The sequence below is a fragment of the Sphingobacterium sp. GW821-FHT03E03 genome, assembly GCF_059420745.1.
This window is the reverse complement of sequence record NZ_JBWKUH010000038.1, coordinates 14,755-36,000: the sequence shown is the minus strand read 5'-3', so window position 1 is coordinate 36,000 and position 21,246 is coordinate 14,755. Positions and strand designations below refer to the sequence as shown.

Sequence of the window (21,246 nt, the reverse complement as noted above, 5' to 3'; positions counted from 1 at the left end):
TTTGGATATAAACGGTAATAATGTGGACTTAACCGGAAATTTAACAACCCCTTTTTGATCTACGGTCGTGGATCCTACCAATACATCTGGTACATATTCTGGCATCTCGATTGGGGGAGCCGTTGGTGGAGGAATCAGTTTACAGGCAGGAGTAGTTACTGATAATTTTGGAGATAAGGGGTTATATTTCACATTTGGGGACATGCTGGATTTGGAGGGGGCATAGGAGTATCGTCAGGTGTAACTATTCCTTCGGCTGGTCAAACATTTAATGTAAGTGACTTCGCTGGAATGGGGAATTCAATTACAGCCGGTTTGGGAGTTGGCCCTCTTGCGGTTGGAGGTTCTGTAGGTGGGACACAGGGAGATAGCTTTATTGGATTCGGAAAACCAACGAATGACGTGCCGAGAGCCTACAAATCATATAGTGGAGGACAATCTTCTCAATATCCATCGGGACTGAGTGTAAATTTCGGAGGAGCAATAACAGGCGGTGCCACCATTGATGCAACAAGAACTTGGGTTTTTAAGCTAAAATAAACAACAATGTTAACAAAGAAAACTACAATTAATTTATTAAAAATAGGTTTGTTTCTTACATTTTTATTTTGGTTAATACGTTTTGCAATCGTTGATAAAAGCACTTTAAACTTATTGAGATCGGGATTTCAAAACGAAATAGATAGCGAGTATATAAGGTGTAATTGTAAAAAAATCTATGACCACGATAATCATAATAGTCCGAAAGTAATTTTTGCTGATGGCAGTGGTACTGGTATAAATGGCAAATTTTGGGGACAAATGGAAGAAGGAGATTCGATAAGTAAGATTAAAGGTGATTCAATAATTCAAGTGTTTAAAGGTGGCAAAAGAATTGATATTGAAATTGCACCATTCTATCCAAAAGCAATTCAAAATGAAATTGAGAAAAAGAATAAACGATAATTAATACGATTATGGAGCACGTTTTTACGATGCTGAAATAGGAAGGTGGAATGTGGTGGATCCGCTAGCAGAGGAAATGCGGAGACATAGTCCGTACAATTATACCTTTAATAATCCGATTAGGTTTATAGATCCGGATGGAAGAGGCCCCCGTCCAGTTTATATAGTTCCTATTATTATAGGTATTGCGCTATTAACCGAATTTTTAGCGACTCGGGAAGGCGCTGCTTTATTGGCTACTGTATTTGTAGCCAGCCATGTTGCGATGAATGCAGACAAGTATCCATAGATAGACTTTGCAGTAAGGAGAGATGGTACGAGTAATAATCTCCCATTGAATCCGATGAGACTTAATTCAAGTAAAAAGTCGGATGAAAATGGAGATTCGCAGAAGTCTCAAGAAGATAAGCCTAAAGAAGCCTATAATAGAAGAAAGTACTATGGAAATACTCCGAAAAAGTCAGACAGAAAGGAGTTTGAAGCTAATCCTGATGAGGTTGTTGATCATGATCCTGAATTGGTAAAGAGGTATTATGAAGGAGATCCCAAAAACAGGAGAAAAGCCAGGGTATCAAATGACTCCCGAAGAGCGGAAAGCTAGTGCAAATGATAGAACTCGTATGCGATTGCAGCCTAAACCAGAATCTAATAAACAGGGGGCGGAAGCTTCTCGTTATTCTAGAGAACAAAAGAAGAAAAACGATTTGTGATGAATATTCAGTTGTATAAAAAGGAAAATGTGATTAAGCATTATATTTCAATGTGGGGAGATGAATATAACAGCTTGAAGTGGGAGAAGGGATCTTTCGAGGATCTAGGTGAAGATTTCTGTGTTTTAGAATTTCCCCCTAGGGAATCTAGAGATATGTGGACTTACTCAACTTGCTGCATGTCTGATCCTTCAGATAAGAGCCCTATAGAGCTTCATTTATTTTCATCGAATAAAGATGGTTCTTTAGTGGAATTGTTGACTATAATTGCACATTTTCACAGATTCGATGAAAGACTTGGTTTATGGCATACGATCAACTTTGGGAAACCATGGAAATCTGGATCAGAGTGTTCTTATGGATTGATATCTTTACCTTATCTTGATGGTCCTGAATTAGAGTTGTTTGATATTGGTCAAAGTGAAAAAGTTCATTTCTATTGGTTGATTCCTGTAACCGAGGCAGAGGTCGACTATAAAAAGCAATATGGAATAGATAAACTTGAAGACCTATTCGAAGAAAGAGAGCTTAATTATGTAAACCCATATCGAAAGAGCGTAATCTAATGGTATTGAAATTGAAAAAGATAAGGCTTATTGCTTTTGAATCTTAGATGTTTCATAACAACGCCCAATCCGATAAAGATTGGGCGTTGTCGTTTTATTTGAGTATCGCCTGCATCTTGCTCTTGGCTAGGAACGCATCGAGAAGTGCAAATACGTGATCCTTTTCACTTTCGATGAGCTTTTCGATGTTCTGAAACCTTTCCACTATCCTACAGTCAAAGGCCATGTCGCTGGTCTCCCCAGCGAGGTAGTCCAATGTAACACCAAAAGCCTTGGCAATCTTCGTTGCTGCATCAAGCGAGGGCACGGCCTCCCCACGTTCGTACTTGCCGATCATCTCCCGGGATACGCCGCTGTAGCCGGCTATGACTGTGACCGTTCTTTTTCTTTCTCAATGTTACAATGATGTTGGCTGTTACCATCGTCTAGCGATTGCATTTTAAGTCGGTTTTATGATGTATTTGTCGTTTAAAAATATTCAATTTTATATTGAGGGAATGATAGCAATAAGCTATATTTGTCGTGTAAAGTGGAGATTTCAGTCCTTGAGATCATCGGTTTCCGCCGCGATTTGATCACCTTAATTGAAAATAGAAATAGCTAATTAAAATGGCTTTAAGATCGCTAAAGCTAATTTTTAAGTGCTCAAATTTGTTCAAAATAACTGATCAACGATTTTCGAAATTGTATGGTTAAGGCTTCCGAAATCTCCAAGTAATGCTTTATCAAATATTGCATTGCTTTTTGATAAGTTGATATATCAGGTCGGAATCTATGTCACATATCTGTGAGAATTTAAAAATATGTCTGAGCGAGAATTTTTCAGGATTTTGTAATTTCTCTATATAGGAATTGTAATTTAATCCAAGCGCTTTCGCCATTTTCGTGGGGGACTGAGTTTCAAGTAATCGCATCGATTTGATTATACCTGATTCAAATAATGATTTAATTGCAATAAAGTCTGGATCAATTCCAGAGTTTGTTCCTTTAGTCATAAATGTTTTAATTAATGCACTAAAGATTATTTTTTATGATATAAAACACTTTAAAAATTTATCAATCGTAAATTTTAATTTTGTTTTTATAAATTTATTTTTATAAATTTGAATAATGTATTTTAAAAAGTGAATATGATTAAATAAATTAGCTGCACCATATTGTCATTCATAGGTGCTCACTTAATAATTGCCTCAAAAGCCGAACGAACGTAGGAAATTTGTTGGAAGCTAAAAAGGGCAAGTGAGCGTCTGGTAAAATATCCTAGGATTTTCTTAGGTACCAGACCTTCTTGTTATTTGCTTCCGAAGCTTAGCTCTGTTTAAGCTTCCCTGGCTTCCTACCCGGGATCGTTTGGCGTAACAATATAGGTCTGGGCCCTTCGGGGTTGGTTCCTATTTTGATAAGAGGCTTTGAATAAACAACAAAGCCATTATGAAAAAGAACATTACAAAAAACATTTTTAAATCTCCCGAATAGTTCGGCAAGATTGGTCAAATAAGATTTGACCGTCTCAGCTATGGACAACGTGTCGTCAATTATATAACCTAGAGAAATACCACTCAAACGTTCGTCTGGCTCTCCATTTAATCAATTTATTATTTACGTGACCTGAGCCAAGCTTGGCAGAGGTAACATCCGATCACGGTCGGACAGGGAAGATATTGTGCTGAGGTCACTCCTTTAAACACCTAAAAAATGAACGTTTTTTTTAGGGCGGGAGCGCTCTTGCCCAATTTTAAGACAACACGATATTATAGTGCCCTGCTATCTATCCTATGTTTTTCTATGTTTAGTTTAACGGCCCAGACGCCCCGCAAGGACAGCGGGGCCGTCGGCCTACAGGAGCAGGTACTGCGGGGTACGGTCATCTCCTCTGCCGATGGAAAGCCGCTGGTCGGCGTATCCGTGCGGGTACCCGGAGATAAGCAGACTGCCACAACTGATAAGTCGGGAAATTTCACCCTCCCGATAGCTAAACTTAAAGGGAAGGTATTGCTTTCGCATATCGGGTATCACGATCAGGCCATCGAATACCGGGCTGCTGAAAAGCTGCAGGCCACGCTGTTTGTTAAACAAAATACCCTGGAGGAAGTAGAAGTGGTCAGCACCGGATTTCAAAAGATTCCCAGAGAACGATCTGCGGGCAGCTTTGAGTTTGTCGACAATAAGCTGCTCAACCGCAAGGTGTCCATGGACTTTATCTCCCGACTGGAAGATGTGGTGCCCAGTATCTCTACCGTCAAGATCATCGATGAGAATAGGGGTAAATTTCCCAATATCAATGTCAGGGGCAGGAGTTCTATACAATCCAATATCTGGCCACTGATCGTGGTGGACGGCTTCCCCTATAGCGGTAATTTTAATAATATCAACCCCAATGATATTGACAATATCACGATATTGAAAGATGCCTCAGCATCGTCCATTTGGGGTGCCCAGTCGGGTAATGGTGTGATCGTCATCAGCACCAAGAAAGCAAAGCGCAATGAGCCGTTCAGGGTATCCGTCAATGCCAATACAACCGTGGAGAATAAACCTGACCTGTACTATTTCCCGCAGATGAATACCTCGGATTTTATCGATGTGGAACTGATGCTCTTTGAAAAGGGCTTTTACAACGGTAGGCTGTACAACCGGAATGAGGTGCTGACCCCAGTGGTACAGCTGCTCAAGGATCACCGGGAAGGTAAGCTGACGGATGTACAGCTGACTAGTAGGATTGATGAACTGCGCAGTATCGACATGCGGGACGACTTTTCAAAATATATCTACCGCAAAGGAGTCAAACAGCAATATAATATCCAGCTGGCCGGGGGCGGTCAGAAAATGACCAATATCTTTTCAGCAGGTATTGACAATGGGAAGGGGACCGTGGTGACGAATTCATCGAATAGGCTGTCGCTACGCAACCACAGCAGCTACAGGCCGATAGAAAAACTGGAGCTGAACCTCAGCAGCCATTATACCCAGTACCTGACCAGGGATGCCATGGTGCCTGTCAAATACAACGAAATGGGGATGGGCTACGGTAATTATCCCTATATGAAACTGGCGGATGAACATGGCAACCCACTGGAGGTGCAGACCGTGGGCCTGAGCCGCGATTTTAGGGATACCGTGGCGCAAGGGCGACTGCTGGACTGGAACTATGTACCTCTTGCCGAGCTCTACGAAACGCAGCTAAAAAACAACAGCAAAGAAATGATGTTTTCATTTGGGGCGGGCTATCAGATCCTGCCGGAACTGAAACTGTCACTGCTCTATAATTTTAGAAAGGCAAATACCAAACAGGAGGAATGGCGGGGGATAGGCAGCGTGCAGCAGCGCGAGGAGATCAACTACTTTGCATCCTGGGATAGCAAGGGCGTCACCTGGAACTATCCGGTAGGAGATTTTCTCCATATCCTGAGTAGCAATAGCGATGCCCAGCAGGGTAGGGTACAGTTCGACTATAGCCGCAAATTTGCGGATAGCCATGAGCTGAATATGCTCGTAGGCGGGGAGGTCAGGCAGGACCGCTCCGAAGCCTATTCTTCGGTATTCTATGGCTATGACCCCGAGACGCTGACCTTTCAGGAAGCAGACCTGCTGCATGACCATCCTTACCTCAATGGCCTCCAAGGTGTCCGCAAGATCAATAATTACGCCCAGTTTTCGGAAGTGACCAATCGCTTTACCTCGTACTTTGCCAATGCATCGTATACCTATAAAAGGCGGTATATCCTCAACGGCAGTATGCGCAAGGATGCCTCCAACCTCTTTGGTGTCAGTGCCAACGACCGGGGCAAGCCTTTCTGGTCAGTAGGGGGAGCGTGGCTGCTGTCCAATGAAAACCTGTTGAAAGACGGCCCTTTTTCACTGCTCAAGCTGCGCATGACCTATGGCAAGAATGGTAATGTCAACAATACGACATCGGCATACCCAATTATGCTGCGCTCCTCACAAAGCCACTTCCTGACGGGGCTGCCCTATGCCAGTATGCAGAGCCCACCCAACCCAAACCTGCGCTGGGAGACGGTGGGGATGTTTAATCTGGGGCTGGATTTTGGGCTTAAGAGTGGCCGCCTTAACGGTTCGGCAGAATTTTATGTGAAAACACCCAAAGACCTGATCTCCGCGACACAGATCGATCCTACGACTGGATTTACATCGCTCAATGTCAATAGTGCCAACCTAGTGGCAAAGGGTGTGGACCTTTCCATTAATTCGCTCAATGTGAATGCAGCTAATTTCTCATGGCGGACGGATCTTGCCTTTTCCTACAACCGTACCAAGGTGACAAAATCCTATCTTGAGGATCAGCTGGGCCGGTATTACCGCTCTGGGGCCTACTCCATGAATATCACGCCCATCGAAGGGGCCGATCTCAATAGCATCATCAGCTATAAGTGGGCGGGGCTGGATCCAGAGTCGGGCAAACCGCGGGGCTATGAGAACGGGGAAATATCCAGCAATTATACCTCCATCGTCAACGCGACGCTGCTGGCGGATATGCACAACTCGGGCTCGGCCCTGCCGCTGTACTTTGGATCGCTGCGCAATAGCTTTACCTACAAAAACTGGGACTGCTCGTTCAATATAAGCTTCCACCTGGGCCATAAGTTTGTGCGCAAGTCGGTCAACTACTCGCTCTTGGTGGCCAACAACGTGGGGCATGCCGACTATTCCCGGCGCTGGCAAAAGCCGGGGGACGAAAACATAACGGACGTACCCGTTTTCAGCTATCCGGCTAATGCGCAGGAAGCCAATTTCTACATGTATTCGGCCGCGCTGGTATCTCCGGCAGACCAGGTCAAATGGCGCGATATCCAGATCGGCTATTCGCCCAAAAACCGTTGGCTCAAAGAGCTGCGGATCTACGCCTATGCTGCCAATATTGGGACGCTATGGCGGGCCAATAAATTCGGTATAGACCCCGAATTTGGGAATAATCCGCCCGATCCCTTTGCTGGATCGCTGGGACTTAGTTTTTCATTTTAATACATGACCTTATGAAATCGTATATCATACCCATACTGGCCCTGATGATGGCCTCCTGTTCCGATTATCTGGAACTCAAACCCGACCGAAAAATGGATATCCCCAGTTCGCTGGCAGACTGCGAACTGCTGCTCAATGAATATGCCGTGCTCAACAGCAGCTATGCGGCGGCAAATTTAATCGCCGGCGAGGAGTTTTACCTGAACAGTGAGGAATGGAATGCCCTGGCTGATCCGGACGAAAAGAATGCTTATATCTGGTCGGATGAGCCGACAATAAATGCTTCGGCCTGGCAGGGACCTTATAAAGCGGTATTCTATGCCAACCAGATACTGGCGGTCGTGGATGCGCTTTCTGCGCAGGCGAAAGAAAATCAGCAAGCAGGGCTGATTGTGGGCAACGCACATTTCTTCCGTGCCTTTGCCTACCAGCAGCTGCTTGAACTTTACTGCCTGCCCTATGATAAGGCTACAGCTGCCAAGGAATTGGGACTGCCACTAAAATTTACGCCTGACCTTGAGTTGCCACAGGGGCGGGCGAGCTTATTGGAGACCTATCAGCAGGTGGCAAAAGATTACCTGCTGGCAGCTGATATGCTACCGGTAACGGCTATTGCCAAAAGCAGGCCCAACAAGACAGCTGCCTATGCCGGACTGGCCCGTCTATATCTCGATATGCAGGACTATGGCAGTGCTCAACGCTATGCGGATTCGGCATGGCTGGCACAGCCCGGCCTGATGGATTACAATATGCTGGATATATATGACGAGATGAGTATCCCCAAGAATAATGCGGAAATTATCTTCACGGCGCAGACATTCTATTCGGAAACACTGAGCCCCTATGTGGCAAGGATAAATCCTGATCTGATAGCCCTTTATAGCGCGGGTGACCTACGTAAGGCAGTGTATTTCCAGCACAATGACTTTGATCCGGGTACCTACGGTTACAAAACCAATTATGACCAGAGCTATTCAGGATCATTTGTGGGCTTTACCAGCAGCGAAATCCTATTGATCCGGGCCGAGGCAGCAGCACGGATCGGCCAAAATACCAATGCCCTGGCCGATATCAACCTGCTGCGCAGCACCAGGTTCCAGCAGGGGACTTTTCTGCCCGTAGAGTGGGGCAGCAGTGAACTGCTTGCCGAAATCCTGAAAGAACGTCGGCGAGAACTGGTATTCAGGGGGCGGCGCTGGGCTGACCTGAAGCGGTTGAACCAGGAGATTGCTACCGGGATGGTGCCAAAACGTCAAGTCAACGGTACACACTATCAGCTTTCCGTTGGCGATCCAAAATATGCTTTTCTGATCCCGCAGGTGGTGCTGGATCTTAATAAAACAATTGAACAGAACAAACGATAACATTTAAATAGAACATGAAAACAGTTATTTTAACAATAGGCTTGTGGATAGCCTTTCAGATGGGCTTTGGCCAACACAATACTGCATTAGATCTCAATAAACAGCTCAGCATTGGTAATGCCGTGCCTGAAATGCCGGCAATGGAAATCCTGAATTTTTCGGGCAGCAAGGTCGACCTGGATGATTACAAGGATAAAGTGCTGATCCTGGACTTTTGGGATACCAATTGTGCCACCTGCATCCAGTTGATGCCCCATGTCAAAGAGGTACAAAAAGATGTAGGCGATAAAGCACAAATATTTGCGGTGACCTGGCAGTCCAATGAAGTGATCAGCAAATTTTTTAAGAACAATAAGTACCTCAAAGAAAAGAATGCGTACCTGCCGACGATCATATCGGACTCGTTATTAAAAAAGTACTTCCCATATCAGGGGGTACCGCATACGGTGTTTATTTATAAGGGTAAAGTGAAAGCGGTTACATATCCGGATTATATCCAGCCAAAATTTGTCGATGAACTTATTGCAAACGAAAAATTGGACATCCCCGTCAAGGATGATTTTAATACCAAAACTGTGATGCGTGATCCTGCTGATGTCAATCTAAAGGGCAAAGTGCTGATAACCGGTTATCAGGACGGACTGCAGTTTAAAGGTGGGCTGCCCATTGAGAAGGATTCTGTATCGGGCATGTTTGTAACGAGCATGATCAATACAGGTATCTTTGACGCATTTATACGTCTACATGCAACTATAGAGCCCCCAACCTATTTGATATTATCGGGACGTATCGAATGGAAAGTAAAAGACCCGGATATTTATAAGTATAGGTCAAATACGATCGGTCCGACTATTTGGGATACAAAATATGCCATCTGCTATCAGCGCTTCAGTCAGGATACTTTGCCAAAAAGAGAGATGGCCAAGTTGGTGATGAACGATTTGGTCGCATTTTTGGGGATAAAAGTGACCAAACAGAAAAAAGAAAAAGATGTGATTGTGATCCGGAGAACAACAAAATCCAGGGAAGGGGCAAAAAAGCCCGAAAATGGTATGCTGGTAGATGGCGGTGATAATCTGGCATTTTATATCGATTATATGGGCGGTTATCCTCCTGCCATCGATGAGTCTGGTGTGACTGGTCTCATAGAAGTAAAGAAATCTTCGTCGCTGGAACTGCTGAATCAAAGTCTGCTCTATTATGGGCTTGAAGCTGTCTTAGATCGCAGGGTTATTGAAGTGGTTGTAGTGGAGGAAGTTGCTAAATAAGAAAAAACGCACTCCAAATATGGAGTGCGCCCTTATAGAGTAGCTCAATCCATATTATGGATTAGTACGTAATTGTACGTTTGTGGTACTGGACCGGTTCTGCAATGCCGTGATCATTTCATTCCGCAAAGGTGTTGTCATCACAGGTTTATTGTTGGGATCGGCACTTGTTTGTATAGCGCAAATGTGATTTGAACCACTACAGGCTGGAGTAGTGACCAAATTGTAATCGTTTGGATCTGTCGGGTCTCCGTTCATTAATAATTGAAACCATGCCATAATCTTGAATTTTAAAAAGTGGAAACTGTTTGTGAAAAGGGCGCCGTTTTTTTCGGCGCCCCTGATAATAGGGTGCTATCCCTACTTATGGATTTGTTCTTAACTGAACATTGGTACTACTGGAGTTTGTATTCAATGCCGTGATCATCTCGTTCCGTAATGGAGTAGTGAATACGGGCTTGCTGTTTGCGTCAGCACTTGCTTGAATAGCACAGATATGATTTGAACCACTGCAGCTGGGTGTAGTGACCAAGCTGTAGTCATTCGGATCTGTGGCATCCCCATTAGCCAATAATGAAAACCATGCCATAACAGTATGATTTAAATTGTCTAACTTAGATTTATGAACCAGTCACAATGTCGCTGTCCATATCGGTCAAAAGTCGGACAGTACATTGGCCCCGAGTCCGCACATAGCGGACTCTCTGGTCTGGCGGTGGGACTCCTTATTTTGCCAGCCCTTGGTATCGGATACCCCCCGGGGGGGAATAGTGCAAACTTACGCCTGTACTGCCTGACGGTAAGACCGGTGCCCGCAAAGCTCACTGGCAGGATCCACTGATCCCCCGCAAGGTGAGGTGCATGCTCCTGCAGTAGGACTGCATGGCCCCAGTGCTGATTGCCCATTGGTGGGCAGCTGGAGCGTCTTGTCGAGCGATGCCCGTCACCCTGTCCTTTGCCGTTTTTCTGTGCTTGCTTCATTGTTTTCATTTTTGTTTCATTTCTCTGGCGTTATAATCCTATAAAGCCTATATGCTGATCAATCATCCAATCACTAATGGGAGAGGAGACATCCGTAATTGTCCTGCTGATCAACTTTCGTAAAGTTAAGAGGCAAAGCAGCTGTTTGAATCTCATATTTATGAGAAAATGACTTCATATTTCTGAGGTTTTCATCTGGTTAATATGTTGAAGCTACACCAGCTCCGCTCTTTCACTTTCCTATTTTTGAGTTTATAAACTTGAATAGGTATTGGGATTGATGCCCAAAAAGGAGCAGATATCCTTGATGCGGCAATAGCGTGCCGCAAGAGGATAGTGCCGCATGAATGCTTCTTTTTTTTCTTTCGAGCTCATGTTGATCAGTCCTCCCCGAAATGTGCGCTCCGATAATAAGTGCGAGAGAAAGACGTTGAGCTGTTCAGAAAATCGTGGATGCTGCTGAATAATGCCGACAATATCCGGTTGGCGGATCAGCATGGCGATGCTGTCCAGTTCGGCCTGAAAATAGATGTCATCTTGGGTGGGTGTATGATAGATTGCCTCACCAGCACCGATAAAATCAAGCACCTCCGAGTGGATATCATTACCGACCGTGTAATCGCGACGTTTGATCACCATACCCTCGAGTATGATATGCATATCAAAAGACTGTGCCAACAAGATTTTTCCTTTTTTGATGGATTGGGCTTGCATCATGCTTTTGAGTTCATGCCGGAGGGCCGGACCCGTGGGGCCGGTTTTTTCCAAAATAGCGTAAAATTGATTTTCATAAATTAGGTTTTCCATTTGCTAACTGTAGTTAAATTTGATTATTAATAACCGGCTATAGGTTGCGGGATTAACATCCACTGGCGTAAAGACCTGTGTGACACTGCCGGTCTTGCTATTGCCATTGTCTTCTTCCGCTGCTTCGCGTTCCAGCAGAATAGGGATGCGCAAGTTGATGGCCTCTGCTATCTGAGATGCAAAATAGTCCTGTGCAGCGCTTCCTAGATCGGCTGCATATTGCAGCTGCTGGGTGGTAAGCTGAAAACGCTCGGGGAGCCAGCCCAGTAGGTCAGTCTCAATAAATATTTTTTCATCTTCGATCACGATAGCATCTTGCGCATAAAGATAATTTTGCCAGTCCAGGACGCCCGGCCCATCAAAACTGAATTGTAGGTTTTTCATATCTGTATAAAATTAAAATCCCCGAGATAAGGGGCTAGAGGCGGTTTAAAATACTTTTTTGAACTTAAAAAAATCTAAACCTTATTTTTCACCATCAAACTCGCTTGATGCTATATCCAATGGGCTTGGATATAGCATTATTTATAGTTATATTGTGTTCTTAAAAGTCATGATAAATTAACTCTATAACGTTCTTCTTAATCATTTATATATTCCATGGGTCCTTCTATCAAGTCCTATCTTCAAGTTTTTCCTATTTTGTGGTGGTGCGGTTTATTGCTGATCGCATCCACAGCAGTGGCTTTATTTCCTTTTGACAATATATCCTTCAGCTATCTTATTAAGCCTAATGTGCTGGCCGTAATCGCTAATACATTGGCCATAGGTGTTCTCATCCTGGGTGTGGAGTTTTGGGTGGGTTATCAGATTTTCATCTCGGGATTTTGGCAGCGTTCGCCCAGCAGGGCCATACTGATTCATGCCCTGGGTGGTGTGGTTTTGCCTGGTACCATCACATTTGGGATGATTTTGCTCATTTATCCAGCTTCCATTGTCGATGATGTCCGCTTTCAGTGGGATATCATGTTTATGCTCCTGCTGCTGACGATATTGAACTACTGGTTGGCCAATGGAATGCTCCGCCACGAGGTTAAATTGATGAATAATATTAGGCGTAAGCTAGCCGGCGATAGAGATAAACTAGCGCAGCAGGTCGAATTCCTGCGGTCTGAAATAGATCATTATAAAAGTGATGTGTTGCAGTATGAATTGCTGATTGCCACTACTGATAAAACGGTCAATGGACTCTTAGAAGCTAGAAACATACTCGCTATGCAGCTAGAGGAACTACGGACTGAAAACAACCGACAGATAGACCGTGCATTTCAACTGGAGGCCGAGAGAAAACTTGAAGTTCAGTTGCGTATACAAGCAGAGGAACGTAATCAAGAGCTCCTGCTGGAGCTGGCTGCGCTCAAAGTATTGGCTCATGATGGTAGTGAGGGGAGTATCAATCACGCGGATCGGTCAGACGCAATATTTCACTTTAAGGTAAAGGATATCGAAATTGCTATTTTCCAGCAGGATATTGCCTATTGTTACGGCCATCACCGTAAAGGAGAAGATTCTTTTCAGGAAATTGTGCTGATGGATGGGACCAGATATCATCCGGGCTTAAAATCGTTGAGCGATCTGCTCAAGATATTCCCCTCGCTCCAGCATGTTTCGCGCAATTACCTAGTCGCAGGACAGGCGATAGTAAAATATCAGATGCTCCCGGGCAATACGCCCTTACTGACGGTCTTACATCATGACCAGCAGATTGAATATGGTGAATCGTACCGTAGGAAGCAGCCGGGCTGGAAAAATTGGCTTGCAGGGCAAATCGCCATTAACCAAAAGAGAAGTACTGTGCTGCCACCCGGATCTCTGACTGACTCGCCGATGGATTGACTTATTACCGATCCTTAGGTGCTCCTGGACGAGCAGTACTGCAATTGTGGTTGGCAGTTCGTCAATAGGCTTGGCTACTGTAAGGATTAGGAATCAGCCCTCTCCTGCTGATCCTGTTTTTTTAAATCAGGCTGCCTTGCACCTGCTGCTCATCCAGATAAAAATAGTCGGCAAATATTTTTATGGGAATAGCTGTCTTTGGCGGCAGGTTATAGGCCGTCCGGATATCTTCAAAAAGACGGTAGCACTGCCGCTCTGATTTGCCCAGCAGGAGAGCTGCCTCCCGTGGGTAGATCAGCATGCGATTGTTTTTTTTCATTTGCTTTGATTTTTTGGGCTCCAAAAGTCATATCGGACCGTGATAGAAAAGTGGATCAAGTAGGGATGTAGCATCGGTAAAGCGTTGCCTAAGCATAGATACAGTGTTGGTAGTGCAATAAAAGCACACTTATAACGCACTTACCATACACTTAGCTCATTTTGAAACGGTACTTAGCGCAACGGTGCCTGTAGCATAATTTTACATTGGTTTATCTATGCCTGGTCTATACTTAACGGCTAGTCTTAATAGGATCTGCAGCTAATGGTCTGATTCCTCTCCATGGCTTCAAGGAGCCATGTTAACAGGTTGAAGGTACCTGTTATTTTGTAATTTATGGCCTTTTTTGGCCATTTTTTCCATCCTTTGCCATCTCTTCCCGGTCCTTTCGGCAGCTTATGCATCTTCGTACTGTCAATAGCAGATAATGTCATGGCAAAACAAGTAAGTTTAATCAAATTAGAAGGAAACGTCGGGGACCTTTCCTTCTTCAAATCAAAAACAATCGGTTTTCAGGCACGCATGAAGACCGGAGTGTCCGGCGACCGGATCGCCACCGACCCAGCATTTGCCCGCACCCGGGAAAATGGCAGCGAATTTGGGCGTGCACAGCAATACGGTAAGAGGTTGCGCGATCTGTTGCGCGATGCATTGTTCCAGAATTCGGATGGGAGATTCAGTACCCGCCTGGCAATCAGGTTTTTAAAAGTAATTCAGAGCGATACGGAGAGTGCCCGTGGGGAGCGAGTCCTGAAACCCCAGAACCTGGTGATGCTGCAGGACCTTGAATGTAATGACCGCAGCAAACTGGGGTCGATATCATTGGTGCCGATCTTGCTGGATTATGATCGGCCGAGTGGTGATGGTACATTGGAATGCATAGGGCTCATCCCGAATCTCAATATTGCCAAACTGCAGGGGGCCACACATGTGCGCTACACGGTTGTGCTGCAAGAATTTGGCGGTGGGGATGGTGATCAGCGGCCTGCCATAAATCGGTCAGCCTATATAGAATTACGCGATACCATTCCGATGAATCTGCGGCTGACCGCGACCCTGGAGGCTGATGCAGCCAAGACTGTCTTGCTGTTGGCAGGGATGGAATACTTTCAACTGGTCAACGGCGCCTATTATCCGCTTTCCAATGGTCAGTATAACGCTCTGACCATTAAACAGGTCTATGTGCCTTAGGAACAGGTATATGTAGGCAAGCACCGAGCAAATAACCCTGAGCGATGCTAAATGGGCATATGCGCAAAGACCGTAGATGGCGGGTATTACTACCCAAAGTCTACGGTGCTTTGCTGCCTGATCCCTGCAATCTATCGGATGAATAGTTATTTCAAACAAAGATTTCTTTAACACAATAAGAGAATGTCAATCAAACATACCTTGCGGCTCCACCGGACTTATGGAACCCAGGGCACCAACGGGACCTTATATTACAATAACCAAAAGATCTGTCATACGATAGAGCTACCCGACCGGAACAATCTACAGCGGCTGAGCTGTATTCCGCCGGGCACTTACAGGCTCAAGAAACAGCAGTTCAGAAAAAATGGTGAGCAGATCGCCATTACCAATGTGCTGGGCCGCGAGGCTATCCTGTTCCATGCAGCAAATGATGCCCAGCGGGACCTACGGGGCTGTATTGCACCTGTAACGACGCTAAAAGGCGAGGGTAGGGGTGAGGAAAGCCAAAAAGCACTCATTAAGCTCAAAGCACTTGTGTATAGCCTTTGGGATATGGGCGAGGAGGTGTTTCTCCAGATCCGCTAATCTGTCGGATGTGAAGTTTATGATGCAGACCGAGTCTAATAAACTTATATCAGGGAAATGGGACAGTGTAGATAATTAAAAACGATGAAACCATCATGATTTATTCAATCGCATTGGGGAATGAATAACCGAGCAAAGCGAGCTCATGAATGCCGCTTAAAACATACACTCGATGAATAAATCTGATAGCTTCATCACAATTGAAACCGCCGAAGGCAACATGAACCGAGTGAAACGAGCTCATGAATACTATTGAAAATAAATACTTATGAATAATGCCTTAAAGAGAAAATTGACTAATGAATAAACAAATTTATACGGATGAAAAAAATAATCAATAAAATAGGTGCCATGCTGGAAGCACTGTTGCTGGCGCCGGTCAAATTGCCTGGCAAGGTCGTCAATGTAATAAAATATATCGCCGTTGGCGTCGGCTTAATCCAGCATTTATTGGACGAAGATAAACCGGACGTGTCGCCGGCAGCTTCCGAAGTGTCGGAAAATCCAAAAGATCTTGCAGAACCAGATCGAGAGAGGAAGCTGGGAAATGAAAATTAATGAATTGCGCGTTGCTACGCTCGGCGGAACACTTTGTTCTATATGGGCAAGCGTCTCGTTTGGTGAACTGATCCAAACAATTTTGATGGCAGCCCTGGGTACAATAGTCAGTTTCGCTACGGGACATCTGTTGGGTTACTTACGTCGAAGATGGCAGAAAAGGTGATTTTCTAGAACCTGTTGATCAGGCAGTGAACATGGCCGGATTTCGTTTGAAATCTGGTCATGTTATGATAAAATGCAAATTTTTCATATTTTATTTTCGACATAGGCATTGCTGTATCTGTAGACCTAATCTGCTCTGATGTCTGAGCTAACTTGTAAAAGGCAATAAAATTTTGTTCAGTTTGCTTGGCCATTATACAGTATTTGCAGCAATTTGGTAATTTTCGGCCAGCTGATATGTTTATTTTTGAATTCTTCTATACTCCGTTATTTTTTTTCGCCCCATTTCCCTCATACACCGACTTTTTCCGAATGTTAGTCTAAATGTTATAGAATCGTAGGCTGAGTTGTCTTAGTTTTGAATCAGAAACTTAAAGGAAATGTTGCAACAAAATCAACATTCCTACGACTACTAGAAAAGAGACAATAAAAAACTAACACTATAAAGTAGAAAAGATTATGAAAACTTTAGTAAAGACATTTGTAGCAGCCGCTTTGATCGCAGTATCAACATGTACGATGGCTGCAGGTAACCCTGGTAAAACGTTGAACCTATCCACCGCAGACTTGGCTATTGATAGCTATCTATCGGTGATGACAGAAGGTGTGTCGGGGGGTGTTGAGCAACTATTCGCTTCTGATTTCAGCCAAAAGATTCAAGGCGAAACTAGACGTACCAATACACGTTCAGAGGTAATTTCTTTCTTGAAAAAACAAAAAGGTGAAAAACTGAACTGTAGTACCAATATGGAGATCCTAGAGGAATCCGAAAATTATATGGTGGCACGCATCACGATGAAATTCGAAACATTTACAAAAACGGATCTGGTTACCTTGTTAAATGAAGACGGAAGCTGGAAGGTCTCAAGTTCGGTAAACTCATACAAATAGCAACTGTTTAATTAAATTCATATGTTTATTTTTAGCCACGTCGTGATGATGTGGCTATTTTGTTTGATTTCGCTAAATCTTGTCTTCAATAGATTGTTAGACCGGTATGGCATAGACCTACTGAAGGTTTACAGGGAAGAGCCAACAAAAATAACTAAGACTTTCGTTCTAAGATTGCTCTGGCAGATTTTTTAACACAATTATAAGTACATATATTTTACGGCGACATTTGTAAAATGTGTTGATATTCAGTTGTTTGTGTTTTTTTTGTTGTTATGAATACATCATGAATTATTGCTGTTTTTTGAAATTAATATCAATAATTGATAACAAATTAGATTTAAGGACGTTTTATTATTTATAAGTATATGTAACAAAATTGATATGAATAGGCTTGTGGGAACGGTGTGATGTTTAAACTTTTTGTTGCATGTATTTTCATTTTTGCTTGAAACGTCACTATTTCAAATTAGATTCTTATTATAAATATTTAACGTATGATGCACCCCCTAAACCACACTCTTCTCTTAGCCTGCGGTTTTACTCTTTTCTGCCACCCAGGGCAGGCTCACACTATCGAAATAAAGTCCTGTGCTAATATAGCTGCTTTTGCTAAACCACCTTCTTTTCGTGCGCTTGATTCCATCGGGATTAGTGGTAAAGTCACAGATTCATTGGGAATAGCACTGGCAGGAGTGGTCGTCACTGAAAAGAAAACGGGTAATAGCGGTCTGTCAGATGAAAACGGAGCGTTCAGACTTTCAGCGGACCCCAATGGTGTATTAATTTTTATAAAAACTGGATTTGCCATTAAAGAAGTCTATGTAAACAATCAAAAAACTATAGCAGTTTCCTTGTCAGCCGGCGCGGCGAAGGCTGTAACCGATTCGACAGTGCAAAATAGAGATTCTACAGCTACTGTTGCCGCTGGCCGGGATAGCACGACAAAAATAGATGCCAATCAGGATAGTACTACAAGAGCTACAGGTAACCCGAATAGCGCTGCAGGTGTGTCCGCAGGAAAAACATCAGTGACCGGGACTGTAACGGGACCTAAGGGCCCCTTGCCGGGAGTTACTGTAGCGGTAGTCGATACGAATGTGTCTGCAAGTACGGATGAAGCCGGCAAATTTCAGATTGCTGCTGGCCCGAAGAATCAACTCAGATTCTCTTCACTTGGTTTTGAAGCGATAACCCAACTCGTTGGTGATCGAAAGGATATACAGGTCGTACTTAGTGGCGAAACGAAGGTACTCGATTCTGTGCAGGTTGTCGCGGTTGGTTATGGTACGATGAATCGCGCGACACTACCGAGTGCGGTATCGAGTATTGGTGCCAATGAAATCAAAGACGAAGTATTGCCAAGTATTACCCAGGCAATACAAGGTAAGGCGGGCGGAGTGCAGGTTACGCAGAAGTCCGGTTCACCGGGAGGCGGGATAAGTATCAGGGTGAGGGGCACGACATCCATCAACGCAAGTTCGGACCCACTATACGTTGTCGATGGCATTCCGGTCAATAGTACGACCAACTTCACCGGAGGATCTACATTTGATTTTGGAGGTGGAACCCAAGGGATCAATGTGCTATCCTCAATCAATCCCTCGGATGTCCAATCGATCGAAATATTGAAAGATGCGGCATCCTCATCAATCTATGGTTCAAGAGCTGCAAACGGTGTCGTCCTAATAAGTACAAAAAAAGGTGTGGCTGGACAAAGTGAGTTCAACTTTAATATGTACGAAGGATTCTCGCAGGTGCCCAAGGAGCGGTATTACGATTTTATGAATACCGAGCAGTATCAGGATTATATGAAAGATTACTACAAAATCTTACAGCAACAGGATCCTAAAGCAGTCATTCCAGAGCAGATATTCGCCAATCCTAATGTCAATACGAACTGGCAGGATGCCATATTTAGGAATGCAGCAACCAGGAGCTACGAACTTTCATCAAGGGGTGGCAGTGAGAAGACACAATATTATACTTCCGTTGGCTACATGAAGCAGGGCGGTGTACTGTTGGGATCCGACTTCAATCGCTTAAGCGGTCGTATAAATCTGGATCATCAGCACAATGAGAAATTGAGATTTTCTACGGCTATCAATCTAACCAGGGCTGTCAACCACCGTGTGCAGGAGGAAAATTCCAAAGAAGGTGCCACCAAAAGTGGTATATTTTCTCCGCCTAACATAGCGGTGTATGACGCGGACGGAAATTTTGTCTATGACCAGGTGAGAAATACACGTGAAAATCCTGTTGCGATGTTAACGCTTCCGACCAATGAAGCGCAGACTTTTCGCGTATTGGCAAATGCCAGCGCAGAATACAATATCGTTCCAGAACTCTTACTAAAGACAAGCTTTGGAACAGATATCAGCTTCATCGATGAGACTTTCTTTATGCCTCCAGTGGGGCTTCGTTCATACGCTAGTCAGGGTGGTATCGGCGCTCGCCGGAATACCCGCGACCAGCTTTGGATCAATGAGACAACATTGACCTATGATAAGAAATTCGGTGACCATAGCATCAATGCTTTAGCTGGGTTTTCGGTTCAAGAATCCAGGCTAGAGTTTGTCCATGGACAGCGTTCAAATTTCCCTAATAATGACATCCCTTATATCACTGCTGGAGGTGTTATCACTGGTGCAAATTCTTATCCCGAAGAATGGGCTATCGCCTCTGGATTTGCCCGCGCAACATATATTTATAAAGATAAATATATCCTGAATGCAAATGTACGGTCGGATGGCTCTTCACGCTTTGGAGCCGACAATCGTTGGGCAGTATTTCCATCATTCGCGGGAGCTTGGAGACTTACAGAGGAAGATTTTCTAAAGGATTCTAAGGTGATTGATGATTTAAAACTTCGTGCGAGCTGGGGGATTACAGGTAATCAAAATATCGGGAACTATGCTAGCCGTTCGTTATACTCGAGTGGCAACAACTACATGGGACTCGCAGGATTTGTACCAAATGTGTTGGGTGATCGTAATTTAAAATGGGAAACTACCAATCAATGGAATGTTGGTGTTGATGCCGGGTTCCTGGGAAATAGAATTTTAATGTTGGCAGATTACTATTATAAGAAAACAACGGACTTGCTAATCGGGCTCCCTATTTTAACCAGCTCAGGTTATCTCACTCGATTTACTAACTCCGGTGATATTGAAAATAAGGGTTTCGAATTTGAATTAACCACCAAAAACTTAGTCGGTGAATTTAAGTGGACCACTTCCCTAAACATGACCTTTAATCGCAATAAAGTAGTTGCATTACCTGAAGGGTTGACAGAAATGCGTGGCGGGGTAGGCGATCTGAACCGTGCAATAGTAGGACAACCCCTTGGCGTATTCTATGGCTGGCAAGCAACCGGTGTCAATCCACAGACAGGGATGATTGATTATTTAGGTGCGGACGGATCTGCCGTAACACCGACAGATTACAAAGATCAAAGGATGATCGGCGATCCTAACCCATCGTTCTTTGGTGGTATTACCAATAATTTTGCTTATAAGAATTTTGATCTAAGTATCCAGGGGCAATTCACATATGGGAATGACATCTTCAATTATAACCTGGCATCGGGACTGGAAGGATTCAACCCAAGTTCCAATCAGTTTGTAGATTTTGTCGACAGATGGAGAGCACCGGGCGATATTACTGACGTTCCGAGGCCAGCACCGGGAGACCTTAACAATGGTGCCATATCATCAAGATTTGTCGAAGATGGTTCATTCTTTAGAATTAGAAATATCACATTTGGCTATACCTTGCCGTCCAGCATCGCAGAGAAAATCAAAATGAAAAAGCTCCGCTGGTACGCTACGGTTCAGAATGCTTTTGTGTTCACAAATTATCGAGGTTATGATCCGGAAGTCAGCTCAAGCCACGGTGGTGCCAATACAGGGCTGATTTATGGATATGACTACGGTAGTTATCCGCAACCGAGGATATTCACTACTGGTGTTAACGTAACTTTCTAAACGGCGTGAATAATGAAGATGAAGCTTGCCTTTTGCAGAGGAATAAACAGGCCGAATAGGACGAGATCATTTAAACAATTTAAAACTTATA

General features: G+C 44.0%; 20 protein-coding genes and 2 pseudogenes. 14 read left to right on the top strand and 8 right to left on the bottom strand.

Translation table 11 applies throughout. The annotated features are described in order from the left end of the window. Nucleotides 1-204: hypothetical protein (locus tag AC07UV_RS24280; protein ID WP_495185626.1), on the bottom strand; the 204-nt coding region annotated here is incomplete at its 3' end. A gap of 87 nt (nucleotides 205-291) precedes the next feature. On the opposite strand from AC07UV_RS24280, the gene AC07UV_RS24275 reads away from it, so the two are divergent. The 5 genes and pseudogenes from AC07UV_RS24275 (at nucleotide 292) to AC07UV_RS24255 (ending at nucleotide 2,221) form a co-directional block, all read left to right on the top strand. Further along, nucleotides 292-540, top strand: coding sequence for a hypothetical protein (locus tag AC07UV_RS24275; RefSeq protein WP_495185625.1), 249 nt, complete (start codon nucleotides 292-294; stop codon nucleotides 538-540). 6 nt (nucleotides 541-546) lie between these two features. Further along, on the top strand, nucleotides 547-945 hold the full coding sequence (locus AC07UV_RS24270; protein ID WP_495185624.1) for a hypothetical protein: 399 nt from the start codon (nucleotides 547-549) through the stop codon (nucleotides 943-945). A 4-nt stretch (nucleotides 946-949) separates the two neighbouring features. Beyond that, a pseudogene (locus AC07UV_RS24265) lies at nucleotides 950-1,096 on the top strand (RHS repeat-associated core domain-containing protein); the annotation flags it as partial. A gap of 192 nt (nucleotides 1,097-1,288) precedes the next feature. Continuing rightward, on the top strand, nucleotides 1,289-1,546 hold the full coding sequence (locus tag AC07UV_RS24260; protein WP_495185623.1) for a hypothetical protein: 258 nt from the start codon (nucleotides 1,289-1,291) through the stop codon (nucleotides 1,544-1,546). A gap of 108 nt (nucleotides 1,547-1,654) precedes the next feature. Continuing rightward, the gene (locus tag AC07UV_RS24255) at nucleotides 1,655-2,221 is read left to right on the top strand and encodes a suppressor of fused domain protein (RefSeq protein WP_495185622.1); all 567 of its coding nucleotides are present in this window, start codon (nucleotides 1,655-1,657) and stop codon (nucleotides 2,219-2,221) included. A gap of 94 nt (nucleotides 2,222-2,315) precedes the next feature. On the opposite strand, the pseudogene AC07UV_RS24250 reads toward AC07UV_RS24255, so the two are convergent. Continuing rightward, nucleotides 2,316-2,597, bottom strand: a pseudogene (locus AC07UV_RS24250) (helix-turn-helix domain-containing protein); the annotation flags it as partial. A gap of 1,409 nt (nucleotides 2,598-4,006) precedes the next feature. Between AC07UV_RS24250 and AC07UV_RS24245 the strand changes: the two are divergent. From AC07UV_RS24245 to AC07UV_RS24235, 3 genes are read left to right on the top strand one after another with little or no spacing between them, the layout of a single operon-like run. Then, nucleotides 4,007-7,201 (top strand): SusC/RagA family TonB-linked outer membrane protein, encoded by a 3,195-nt coding sequence (locus AC07UV_RS24245; RefSeq protein ID WP_495185621.1) that lies wholly within the window; start codon nucleotides 4,007-4,009, stop codon nucleotides 7,199-7,201. 11 nt (nucleotides 7,202-7,212) lie between these two features. Continuing rightward, nucleotides 7,213-8,565, top strand: a complete 1,353-nt coding sequence (locus AC07UV_RS24240; RefSeq protein WP_495185620.1) for a RagB/SusD family nutrient uptake outer membrane protein — start codon at nucleotides 7,213-7,215, stop codon at nucleotides 8,563-8,565. A gap of 14 nt (nucleotides 8,566-8,579) precedes the next feature. Beyond that, a complete protein-coding gene (locus AC07UV_RS24235) occupies nucleotides 8,580-9,833 on the top strand; it encodes a TlpA family protein disulfide reductase (protein ID WP_495185619.1) in 1,254 nt (417 codons plus the stop codon). 54 nt (nucleotides 9,834-9,887) lie between these two features. Here the strand turns inward: AC07UV_RS24235 and AC07UV_RS24230 are convergent, their stop codons facing one another. From AC07UV_RS24230 to AC07UV_RS24215, 4 genes are all read right to left on the bottom strand, one after another. Next, nucleotides 9,888-10,112: a hypothetical protein gene (locus tag AC07UV_RS24230; protein WP_495185618.1), complete on the bottom strand. Its 225-nt coding sequence runs from the start codon at nucleotides 10,110-10,112 to the stop codon at nucleotides 9,888-9,890. A gap of 85 nt (nucleotides 10,113-10,197) precedes the next feature. Then, nucleotides 10,198-10,422 (bottom strand): hypothetical protein, encoded by a 225-nt coding sequence (locus tag AC07UV_RS24225; RefSeq protein WP_495185617.1) that lies wholly within the window; start codon nucleotides 10,420-10,422, stop codon nucleotides 10,198-10,200. Between the two features lie 644 nt (nucleotides 10,423-11,066). Then, nucleotides 11,067-11,621, bottom strand: coding sequence for a cyclic nucleotide-binding domain-containing protein (locus AC07UV_RS24220; RefSeq protein ID WP_495185616.1), 555 nt, complete (start codon nucleotides 11,619-11,621; stop codon nucleotides 11,067-11,069). Between the two features lie 3 nt (nucleotides 11,622-11,624). Beyond that, entirely contained in the window at nucleotides 11,625-12,005 is a 381-nt protein-coding gene (locus AC07UV_RS24215) for a hypothetical protein (protein WP_495185615.1), read from the bottom strand. A gap of 216 nt (nucleotides 12,006-12,221) precedes the next feature. Here AC07UV_RS24215 and AC07UV_RS24210 point away from each other — a divergent pair, with 216 nt between their 5' ends. Beyond that, on the top strand, nucleotides 12,222-13,457 hold the full coding sequence (locus tag AC07UV_RS24210) for a hypothetical protein (RefSeq protein ID WP_495185614.1): 1,236 nt from the start codon (nucleotides 12,222-12,224) through the stop codon (nucleotides 13,455-13,457). A gap of 121 nt (nucleotides 13,458-13,578) precedes the next feature. Here the strand turns inward: AC07UV_RS24210 and AC07UV_RS24205 are convergent, their stop codons facing one another. Together AC07UV_RS24205 and AC07UV_RS24200 are read right to left on the bottom strand one after the other, a co-directional pair. Further along, nucleotides 13,579-13,776 (bottom strand): hypothetical protein, encoded by a 198-nt coding sequence (locus AC07UV_RS24205; protein ID WP_495185613.1) that lies wholly within the window; start codon nucleotides 13,774-13,776, stop codon nucleotides 13,579-13,581. Between the two features lie 245 nt (nucleotides 13,777-14,021). Next, nucleotides 14,022-14,210 carry a hypothetical protein gene (locus tag AC07UV_RS24200; protein ID WP_495185612.1) on the bottom strand — a complete coding sequence of 63 codons (189 nt, stop codon included), beginning with the start codon at nucleotides 14,208-14,210 and terminating at the stop codon, nucleotides 14,022-14,024. On the opposite strand from AC07UV_RS24200, the gene AC07UV_RS24195 reads away from it, so the two are divergent. From AC07UV_RS24195 to AC07UV_RS24175, 5 genes are all read left to right on the top strand, one after another. Beyond that, nucleotides 14,209-14,967: a hypothetical protein gene (locus AC07UV_RS24195; RefSeq protein WP_495185611.1), complete on the top strand. Its 759-nt coding sequence runs from the start codon at nucleotides 14,209-14,211 to the stop codon at nucleotides 14,965-14,967. The genes AC07UV_RS24200 and AC07UV_RS24195 overlap by 2 nt on opposite strands. Nucleotides 14,968-15,168: 201 nt before the next feature. Continuing rightward, nucleotides 15,169-15,555 carry a DUF5675 family protein gene (locus tag AC07UV_RS24190; protein WP_495185610.1) on the top strand — a complete coding sequence of 129 codons (387 nt, stop codon included), beginning with the start codon at nucleotides 15,169-15,171 and terminating at the stop codon, nucleotides 15,553-15,555. A gap of 321 nt (nucleotides 15,556-15,876) precedes the next feature. Then, the gene (locus AC07UV_RS24185) at nucleotides 15,877-16,113 is read left to right on the top strand and encodes a hypothetical protein (RefSeq protein WP_495185609.1); all 237 of its coding nucleotides are present in this window, start codon (nucleotides 15,877-15,879) and stop codon (nucleotides 16,111-16,113) included. 624 nt (nucleotides 16,114-16,737) lie between these two features. After that, a complete protein-coding gene (locus AC07UV_RS24180; protein ID WP_495185608.1) occupies nucleotides 16,738-17,169 on the top strand; it encodes a nuclear transport factor 2 family protein in 432 nt (143 codons plus the stop codon). 497 nt (nucleotides 17,170-17,666) lie between these two features. Next, entirely contained in the window at nucleotides 17,667-21,155 is a 3,489-nt protein-coding gene (locus AC07UV_RS24175; RefSeq protein WP_495185607.1) for a SusC/RagA family TonB-linked outer membrane protein, read from the top strand. The last annotated feature ends 91 nt before the right edge of the window (nucleotides 21,156-21,246 follow it).

Excerpts from the sequence above, each read along its gene's own strand:
- AC07UV_RS24275 (WP_495185625.1), top strand. The coding sequence starts at position 292 with ATGGGGAATTCAATTACAGCCGGTTTGGGAGTTGGCCCTCTTGCGGTT.
- AC07UV_RS24270 (WP_495185624.1), top strand. The coding sequence starts at position 547 with ATGTTAACAAAGAAAACTACAATTAATTTATTAAAAATAGGTTTGTTT.
- AC07UV_RS24260 (WP_495185623.1), top strand. The coding sequence starts at position 1,289 with ATGAGACTTAATTCAAGTAAAAAGTCGGATGAAAATGGAGATTCGCAG.
- AC07UV_RS24255 (WP_495185622.1), top strand. The coding sequence starts at position 1,655 with ATGAATATTCAGTTGTATAAAAAGGAAAATGTGATTAAGCATTATATT.
- AC07UV_RS24245 (WP_495185621.1), top strand. The coding sequence starts at position 4,007 with ATGTTTAGTTTAACGGCCCAGACGCCCCGCAAGGACAGCGGGGCCGTC.
- AC07UV_RS24240 (WP_495185620.1), top strand. The coding sequence starts at position 7,213 with ATGAAATCGTATATCATACCCATACTGGCCCTGATGATGGCCTCCTGT.
- AC07UV_RS24235 (WP_495185619.1), top strand. The coding sequence starts at position 8,580 with ATGAAAACAGTTATTTTAACAATAGGCTTGTGGATAGCCTTTCAGATG.
- AC07UV_RS24230 (WP_495185618.1), bottom strand. The coding sequence starts at position 10,112 with ATGGCATGGTTTCAATTATTAATGAACGGAGACCCGACAGATCCAAAC.
- AC07UV_RS24225 (WP_495185617.1), bottom strand. The coding sequence starts at position 10,422 with ATGGCATGGTTTTCATTATTGGCTAATGGGGATGCCACAGATCCGAAT.
- AC07UV_RS24220 (WP_495185616.1), bottom strand. The coding sequence starts at position 11,621 with ATGGAAAACCTAATTTATGAAAATCAATTTTACGCTATTTTGGAAAAA.
- AC07UV_RS24215 (WP_495185615.1), bottom strand. The coding sequence starts at position 12,005 with ATGAAAAACCTACAATTCAGTTTTGATGGGCCGGGCGTCCTGGACTGG.
- AC07UV_RS24210 (WP_495185614.1), top strand. The coding sequence starts at position 12,222 with ATGGGTCCTTCTATCAAGTCCTATCTTCAAGTTTTTCCTATTTTGTGG.
- AC07UV_RS24205 (WP_495185613.1), bottom strand. The coding sequence starts at position 13,776 with ATGAAAAAAAACAATCGCATGCTGATCTACCCACGGGAGGCAGCTCTC.
- AC07UV_RS24195 (WP_495185611.1), top strand. The coding sequence starts at position 14,209 with ATGGCAAAACAAGTAAGTTTAATCAAATTAGAAGGAAACGTCGGGGAC.
- AC07UV_RS24200 (WP_495185612.1), bottom strand. The coding sequence starts at position 14,210 with ATGACATTATCTGCTATTGACAGTACGAAGATGCATAAGCTGCCGAAA.
- AC07UV_RS24185 (WP_495185609.1), top strand. The coding sequence starts at position 15,877 with ATGAAAAAAATAATCAATAAAATAGGTGCCATGCTGGAAGCACTGTTG.
- AC07UV_RS24180 (WP_495185608.1), top strand. The coding sequence starts at position 16,738 with ATGAAAACTTTAGTAAAGACATTTGTAGCAGCCGCTTTGATCGCAGTA.
- AC07UV_RS24175 (WP_495185607.1), top strand. The coding sequence starts at position 17,667 with ATGATGCACCCCCTAAACCACACTCTTCTCTTAGCCTGCGGTTTTACT.